The following is a 7,873-nucleotide window of genomic DNA, read 5'->3' as shown; positions in this document are numbered from 1 at the left end:
GATTTACAGACGATTAAATATTAATTTAACGCAGTATTGAAACAGATAATATTGAATAATATAGATGTTGAAATCTGGAATAATCTACACGTTCAGTTTCAGCCACATTCTGATGTTAATATCATTATGGGCAGCACTGGAAGTGGCAAGACCACATTCCTGAGAAATCTATATCAATCTTTAGCAGAAGACAAAGAAAGCAAAGATTATATCATTTATCTTCCCTCCATTGACAACATTGCAATGAGAGACAAACGCAAGACAGCCACCGCTCTATCGCAGGAATTGGATTACTATATATATGACATGAAGACCGGACCTTCACTCATGAGCCTCCGCATGTCTATACTAGATAGTTCAGAGGAGAAAAGAATTGAAATGAAAGCCAAGATAGCTGATTTTCAGAAAGTCATAAACGATTTCTTTGCCATGACTGGCAAACGCATCGAAATAGAAGGCTGCAAGTTCACTGTCCTTACAGACAATGGAGTATTACCTGTAGAAGCACTGTCTTCTGGCGAAAAGCAAATTCTATTGATTATGCTGAGAGTGTTTCTGCTAAATGGAAACGAAGCCATCGTAATGATAGATGAGCCTACATACTCACTTGATATTGAATGGCAATTCAAACTGGTCACTATGCTCACTCATCTCAACAACAAGGCTCAGTATTTTATAGCATCCCTCTCTCCTGCTCTCTTTGCCGAAGGATGGGGAGATAAGGTTTGGTATATGGATCAAATAACAAAATAAAAGAGTGAATGACAAGATGCTAAGGGATTATCAATTCTGCAAGAATCTTCTTATAATATGTCTTCCCTTTCAGCAAGGAAAAGTATAAGCACAAAAAAGCGACCCGAAGGCCGCTCTTTTATGAGGGCGAAGGATTTACTTATCCTTCTGGGTCTTGCCCTGCTGAGAATCAGGAGTGTTCTCCTTCTCAACAGCTTCGTAGAACTTGGTGGCAACGAGAATCACTCGGTTGTGCTTGACTCCCTCGGCATCCTGCCATTCCTCTGGCTTGAAATAGCCCTCTACTGTGAGGAGTGCTCCCTTGACCAGACGGTCGAATGAAGCGGTATTCTCGTTCTTGCGCCAAGCCTCTACATTCATGAAGGCAGAAGTGCGAGAGTTTTCATCGCCATTCTTCTCATTGCGGCTGATGGCCAGTGAGAAGCGAGCTACGCTTGCGGTTGTAAACTGATGGATGCTTGCATCCTTACCTACGAAACCTGTTACTGCGAAAGAATTTTCCATCTTTTTCATAATTCAATATTTTTAGAAGTGAAACATTTATTTTTTACGGTGCTTTCAGAGTTGGCAAGGAAAACATAGGAAGCAAGGAATTATCGAATTATTTCACCCTTGGGCAGGAAAAGTTTTTTGGATGAGCAGCAGACGGAAAAGTTTTTGAAAAAATTCTGAGAATAAGGCACCTGGTACTTGCAGAAATGTGGCTTGCACTAACTTTGCAGCGGAAAAAGTAAGTGTGGATGCTTCGTCCAAAAATATGAATGAAAAGGATGAATAGAGAATATCTGCAGTTGGTTGGGTAAAGGAAAGCTGCATCCTCCTCGATGTTGTTCAAGCAAACTGGTTGAGCAATACGGCTTATAAGTTCAAGAGATTGGCAGGAAAACTCAAACTTCATCATGAACATGAATAAGGTTAAGCCAAGGACAGAACAATCAAGCCTATGACTGCCAAGGGTAAGCATCGGCATGTAGAAGGAAGCTGAGCAGAGAAGCATGATGCCTGAGACAAGAGGCAAGTTCAACCAAATCTCCTGGCAACAAGCGAAGTTGAAGAGAAGAACGTCGAAATTTCAGCAAGGAGAAGAAGGTAAAGCCTTGAACCAGCTAAAGAGCAGCTGCCAAGGTAAAGCTTACGGCGCATACAGCATACAAGTTTAAGGTTTAAGTTTACCCATGTATATATACATGTACTTTCAAACTCAAATAGTAAACCTCTACCGATTTCTAACCACTCAAACCTGGAAGTTTACAAGTTTAAGAAAACCATATATGTATATATGCCGAAATAAACTTGTTTATTAACATATAGTCAAGGATTTTGGGAGAATCTATTTTTCCTTGCTGAAATGCAAGAATAGTTATACCAAATGGAGCAAGGTTGACAACATTCGTTGGTCTATTCTAAAAACAGTATAATTATTTGTTTTTCTTGCTTAAACATTTGGATATCTGAAGAAAAGTTGCTATTTTTGCACAAAGTTATTCATATATAAATACTTCGATGCAAAAATGGCAACTTTTACGGCTTTATACAATATGAGGATCTTCAACTTTGAAGATGTGATGCGTGAAATGAAATTATCTCATGCAGGAACATCCACGGCCATATCCCGATGGCAATCGCAGAAGGTTCTGAAGCCCATTAGACGAAACATGTACGTCACTATTGATCCATCGACAGATGCTCCCATGTGTGACAAGTTCGAGTTGAGTTCCAAGATTTCAGAATCTTCATATGTTGGTTGGCACACAGCCCTTGAATTACATGGAGTTGCCCACCAACCTTTCTACAACGCCTATGTTGGAAGCAAAAGCCGCTTCAAAGATTTTGCTTTTGAAGGAATAGACTTTGTGTATTATGCAGCCCCTTTTGAACCAACTGCGGAAAATGGCGTTATAACTCCCAAGGGAAATCCTTATGTACATGTAACTGATTTGGAACGAACAGTCATAGACTGCTGTGACCGTATAGAACGTGCTGGAGGCATTGAGGAATTGCTTCATTGCATGGAAGGAATATCACTGCTTGATGAGCCCAAACTCGAAAAGTATCTGGCATTGTACAATAAAGCATTCCTCTATCAAAAGGTAGGATTCATCCTGGAGCATAGCAAAGAGCATCATCACATAAGCGACCAATTCATAGAAATGTGCCGCTCGAAAGGTGCCTTGCACACCAAGCGTCTAACCTCCACAGGCGATTCTGACACCTATTTATGTCGATGGAAGCTTTATGTACCAGAGGATTGTGTAATTGAGAAAAAGAATTTATCAGTATGAATATACAAGAATATCTAAAACAATGTTCTGTTAAGTCCGTGGACGAACTTACAGACGAACAGGTAGTGGATTACTATACCAAGGGAAATGCAGGTATAGCTCAAAAATGTGCGGTAGAATTAGCCCTTCAAAATTATTCAGAATGCGGTTTTACAAAGGATCAGATAATGACGTCTATTCGTAAAGCTATGGCTACAAAAGTAAAATTTGGCATGACCTATATTACTAACGAATCGGCAATAGGTCCATATGGAAAAGAATCAAGATGGGTGCTAGAACCTTAATCTTCCACTTATATTTTGTTGGTTATTTTGCCTTTAGAAATATTGCATACTAATAACCAATTCCTGCAATATATACCGATAAGTCGTGGAAATCTATCGTTTTTCAATAGATTTCCACGACTTATCGACACATTATCTTTTAATTTTCGATTTTACCAAATCGCATTTTACATGCTTATACAACATATTCTCATTCTCAACCATAATATCATAAGAAGGAATATTGGGAGATTCAAATGTACCATAAGCATCTACAACTAAGACAATGCCTTCCTTCAACGTATCATCCCATTGAAATGTGACTAAGTCACCAACCTTGAATAGCTCATGAGGGAACGTATTTCCATTCTTTTCCTTGATTGCCATATTCTCTGAATTTTAAATTACTTCCTTAAAAGTTTTTAATTATAAATATAATGAAATATTTCGAAACCACCAACTTTTTCCGGCATTTTCTTTTATAAAAAGAAAAATATGTCACCTCAGAATACCGATAAATGTGAGAATCGTGGCTATTTCTCATAGAACTTAGTTAAACATTGACACATATTCTACTATTTAATGAAAGATCAATCGTTGAACGAATAACAAGTCACCCTATGGCTTTATGGAAATGCAGACCCAAAGAGATGAAGTAAGATCCATATCGATATTAAAATCGAAATTATTAAACAACGAGGTATGTTTAACACTATAGCTTCCTCCAGTTTGAACTATCCAAATTTTTCTACAAGTTGCCCATTTTTGCAATTCTCTAAAGTCATAATTTAAAGAATCACAAGCAAATACAAAATTAAGCATTTCAACCACGTGGTTGAAATGCTCGCCTACATTTATCCTTTTTTAACTAGCAGCCTAACCCGTTTTATCTGCAAGGTTTATTTACATTTATTATAGTACAACACCAGAACATAATCATAACGATTAGATAAGAGACTAAGCCACGAACCAACTAACATGTGTTAAACATGCAAGAATTTTGCAAGTATTCGACATTAACAAACACATTTTTCGAAGAAAAAGCTTATCTTTGCATCAGTATTAATAAGAAAATGACATTGTTATGATACTTAGAGCTACATTTGAAAATATATATTCCATCAAGGATGAGACTCAAATCAGCTTTGTGGCAGGTAAGAGCAACGCACATCCGTCTCATGTTTCCCGTGCAGAGAAGCGTGACGATATTTCTGTGCTGAAGGCTGGTATCGTTTATGGAGCCAATGCTTCCGGAAAGAGTAACGTTATCAAGGCCATTGCACTGCTCCAGCAGATTGCCAATGGAAGCTTTCCGCAAAGCAAGGTGGAACCTTTCAAGCTTGCTGATACCGAAGAGAAAAACTCTAAGGTAGAAATCGAGTTCAAGACCAAGGGTAAGTGCTTCGCCTATGGCATGGAGTTCAACATCGGAGGAATTAAAGAAGAATGGCTGTTTGAAATCAACAGCCGTACTGACAAGGAAGTTTTCACCAGAAAGGTTACAGCTGACGGCAACGGGTTCACGTTTGGCAAGGTGGATGGAAATGAAGAAACATCCATGCTGCTGAAGTTCATCGCCCACAGTACTCCTTCCGATTCCAGCTTCCTTTCAGAGTATGTACGCCGAAACGGCAAGGGACTTGAAACCATACGCATGACCAAGAACTGGTTTGCAGACGGCTTGAAGATCATCTTCCCAAGCACACGCCTGCAGGGAATTTCTTTCCTTACTGAAAACAATGATGAGCTACAAGAAACGACACGCTCGCTTCTTGCCTACTTCAACACGGGCATTTCAGATGTGCGGCTGTATAAAATGAAGAAGGAAGATGTGAACTTATCTTCCGATTTACTTGACAACATACTCAGCAAGGCCAAGAACGGCAAGGCGTACAGCATGGCTGCCACAGTTGGAGGCGAAATGCTTCTTTTCGAGGTAAATGCCAACGGAGGATATGAAATTTACAAGCAGAAGGCTGTTCACCGGAATCTTACTTCCGGCACAGAGGTTGTTTTTGATCTGAGCGAAGAATCAGATGGCAGCATCCGATTGCTCGACTTCATTCCAATGCTCATCGATTTGAAGCAAAATGAAGTTGATTATCTCATCGACGAGATTGACCGCAGTATGCACCCGATGCTCTCGCAGAAAATCTTAGAGTGCTATTTCTCAGGACTGGAGTCAGGAAGAGACACTCAGCTCATCTTCTCCACCCATGAATGTAACCTGCTCAACCTCGACCTTATCAGAGCTGATGAAGTCTGGTTTGTCGAGAAGGGAAAGGATGGAGCGTCTCATCTTACATCCTTGGCAGAATTCAAGCCTCGTGAAGACGTTCGCAAGGGTTATCTATTAGGGCGCTATGGAGCCATTCCGTTGCTTCCTAAGGAGGCTATGAAGTGGTAAATACAGACTGCTATAGGTTTAAAAAAATCTGAGCCACATACTTTTCAGTGCAAAAAACCGAAAAAGTTACGATTTCCCGTGGAAATCTGTTAAATATTGATACATTTCCACGACTTATCGATATATTTTTGTATCTTTGCCACATAAATAAATAGAGAATAAAACAAGAAATACGATATGTTAATAGGCAGAGAAAATGAAATAGCAACACTCCACGGACTGATGAGTTCTGATGAATCACAATTCGTGGCTGTTTACGGAAGACGACGTGTCGGCAAGACCTTTCTTATCAGAGAGGCCTACAAGAGCCATTTCGTTTTCCAGCATACCGGCACATACGGAGCCACTCGCAGGCAGCAGTTAAGCGACTTCCGAGAATCTCTTTATCTTGCCGGAATGGGAAAATGCGCAATGCCCAAGACATGGTCTGAGGCATTTGGACTGCTGTGGAATTTCCTGAATACGTTCCCTGAAAACGAGGAGAAGAAGGTTATCTTCATTGATGAACTTCCCTGGATGGACACAGTTAAATCAAACTTCGTCCGTTCACTCGACCATTTCTGGAACGCATGGGCTTCTACGAGAAAAGACCTTATCTTGGTCATCTGTGGAAGCGCCACATCATGGATCATCGACAATGTGGTCATGAACTATGGTGGTCTTCACAACCGTCTTACATGCAAGGTTCTGCTGCAACCATTCACCCTCAGAGAGTGCAAGCAGTATTGCGAAGCGAAGAATCTGGGCTATAAGGACCGGCAGATTCTCGAAGCCTACATGGCCTTGGGAGGAATCCCATACTATTGGAGCTTCCTGAAAAAGGGAATGAGCGTGGCACAGAATTTCGACCGGATATTCTTCCAGCCAGGCGGAGAACTCACACAAGAGTTTGATGCTCTCTACGCTTCACTGTTCAAAAAGCCACGCTGTCACATAGCTATCATCACAGCGCTTGCCAAGAAGAAACAGGGACTGCTCAGAGATGAGTTGCTGAAAGCGTCGAAACTCTCAGACAACGCAGATTTCTCGAAAGCGCTGCAGGAACTGGAGCAATGCGGTTTCATCCGCAAGTTCACAGCCATCGGCAAGAAGACGAAGGATGCTACCTTCCAGCTCATAGACAACTACACCCTATTCTACTTCGATTTCATATCGGAGAACACCAATGGTGATGAACATTTCTGGTCTTCATCCGCAGGTTCATCCATCCATTACGGTTGGGCAGGAAGAGCATTCGAGCGTGTCTGCATGCAGCACGTCAACCAGATCAAGGCAGCCCTCGGCTTCTCAGCAGTCGTGAGCAGCGTTCATTCCTGGTCATATAAGGGAACAAAAGACCCTGTCACCGGCAAGACGCTGACGAAGGGAGCACAGATAGATATGCTCATCGACAGAAATGACGATACAATTAATCTCTGTGAGATGAAATATACCAACGCCCCTTACGTTATTACAGAAGAAGAGGACAACCGCATCCGCAACCGAAGGGAGACCTTCATCAGGGAAACAGGCACCGAGAAAACGGTACTCATCACGATGATTACCTCCTATGGACTTGCGCCGGGCGGCTATTCTGATGACATCCAATGCCAGCTGACGATGGCAGATTTATTCAGATAAAAGCCGACCTCTCAAAAATGATAAAAAACCACGTTTTAGCACGAAAATGCAGATTTTGAGTGTTTACAAAGGTTAAATATGTTAAATCTTCAACCCCTAAAAATGGGCGTTTGTAAAGATATATGACATACAAAATGAATGAAATCAAGTGAAACCAAGTGAAAATACGAAAATCGTAAGTAGCTGATAATCAACATTCTTTTCATTCAGAAGGAAAGCGGCTCACAAATAGCACGTCAGTACTTAACCGATTGAGAATCAATGACATTCATTATTTGCGTGGGAAAGTGAAAGGCGTAGAAAAGGGCTTAAAAAGATACTTGAAAAAAGTAGGAAAGTAGGACTAAAAAGCACTGAATATCAGATAATTAAAGAGATAAAAATCCTTACATTTTAGCCGGCTTTCATATGGCTCAACCATATACTAAACAACTGATATTCAGCTGGTTACGTATGGTGCATCGGGAAATAAGTCGTGACAAGCAACGATTAATATCGACAACAAATGGTAAGCGGCTCCGCGTTTATACCTTGCCCTTTATCGTAAA

Annotated in this window: 7 protein-coding genes; 5 read left to right on the top strand and 2 right to left on the bottom strand. The window is 40.8% G+C overall.

Features of this window, described 5'->3' with window-relative positions:
* Positions 1-51: 51 nt before the first annotated feature.
* Positions 52-753 carry an AAA family ATPase gene (locus DWV53_RS14600; protein ID WP_181992519.1) on the top strand — a complete coding sequence of 234 codons (702 nt, stop codon included), beginning with the start codon at positions 52-54 and terminating at the stop codon, positions 751-753.
* 135 nt (positions 754-888) lie between these two features.
* On the opposite strand, the gene DWV53_RS14595 is transcribed toward DWV53_RS14600, so the two are convergent.
* The gene (locus tag DWV53_RS14595; protein WP_118155330.1) at positions 889-1,266 is read right to left on the bottom strand and encodes a single-stranded DNA-binding protein; all 378 of its coding nucleotides are present in this window, start codon (positions 1,264-1,266) and stop codon (positions 889-891) included.
* 998 nt (positions 1,267-2,264) lie between these two features.
* Here DWV53_RS14595 and DWV53_RS14585 point away from each other — a divergent pair.
* Both DWV53_RS14585 and DWV53_RS14580 read left to right on the top strand, forming a co-directional pair.
* The gene (locus tag DWV53_RS14585) at positions 2,265-3,035 is read left to right on the top strand and encodes a type IV toxin-antitoxin system AbiEi family antitoxin domain-containing protein (protein WP_118119335.1); all 771 of its coding nucleotides are present in this window, start codon (positions 2,265-2,267) and stop codon (positions 3,033-3,035) included.
* On the top strand, positions 3,032-3,319 hold the full coding sequence (locus DWV53_RS14580; RefSeq protein ID WP_118081658.1) for a hypothetical protein: 288 nt from the start codon (positions 3,032-3,034) through the stop codon (positions 3,317-3,319). Before DWV53_RS14585 ends, DWV53_RS14580 begins: the two co-directional genes overlap by 4 nt.
* Positions 3,320-3,451: 132 nt before the next feature.
* On the opposite strand, the gene DWV53_RS14575 is transcribed toward DWV53_RS14580, so the two are convergent.
* The gene (locus tag DWV53_RS14575) at positions 3,452-3,685 is read right to left on the bottom strand and encodes an ABC transporter (protein WP_118119337.1); all 234 of its coding nucleotides are present in this window, start codon (positions 3,683-3,685) and stop codon (positions 3,452-3,454) included.
* A gap of 697 nt (positions 3,686-4,382) precedes the next feature.
* Here DWV53_RS14575 and DWV53_RS14570 point away from each other — a divergent pair.
* Both DWV53_RS14570 and DWV53_RS14565 read left to right on the top strand, forming a co-directional pair.
* Positions 4,383-5,705: an AAA family ATPase gene (locus DWV53_RS14570; RefSeq protein ID WP_117695815.1), complete on the top strand. Its 1,323-nt coding sequence runs from the start codon at positions 4,383-4,385 to the stop codon at positions 5,703-5,705.
* A 177-nt stretch (positions 5,706-5,882) separates the two neighbouring features.
* Entirely contained in the window at positions 5,883-7,325 is a 1,443-nt protein-coding gene (locus tag DWV53_RS14565) for an AAA family ATPase (RefSeq protein ID WP_118155326.1), read from the top strand.
* Positions 7,326-7,873: the final 548 nt, after the last annotated feature.

The organism is Segatella copri (assembly GCF_003465495.1).
Classification (GTDB): Bacteria; Bacteroidota; Bacteroidia; order Bacteroidales; family Bacteroidaceae; genus Prevotella; species Prevotella copri_G.
Note: the sequence above shows the minus strand (reverse complement) of the source record. Positions and strands in the feature narration are given on the sequence as shown.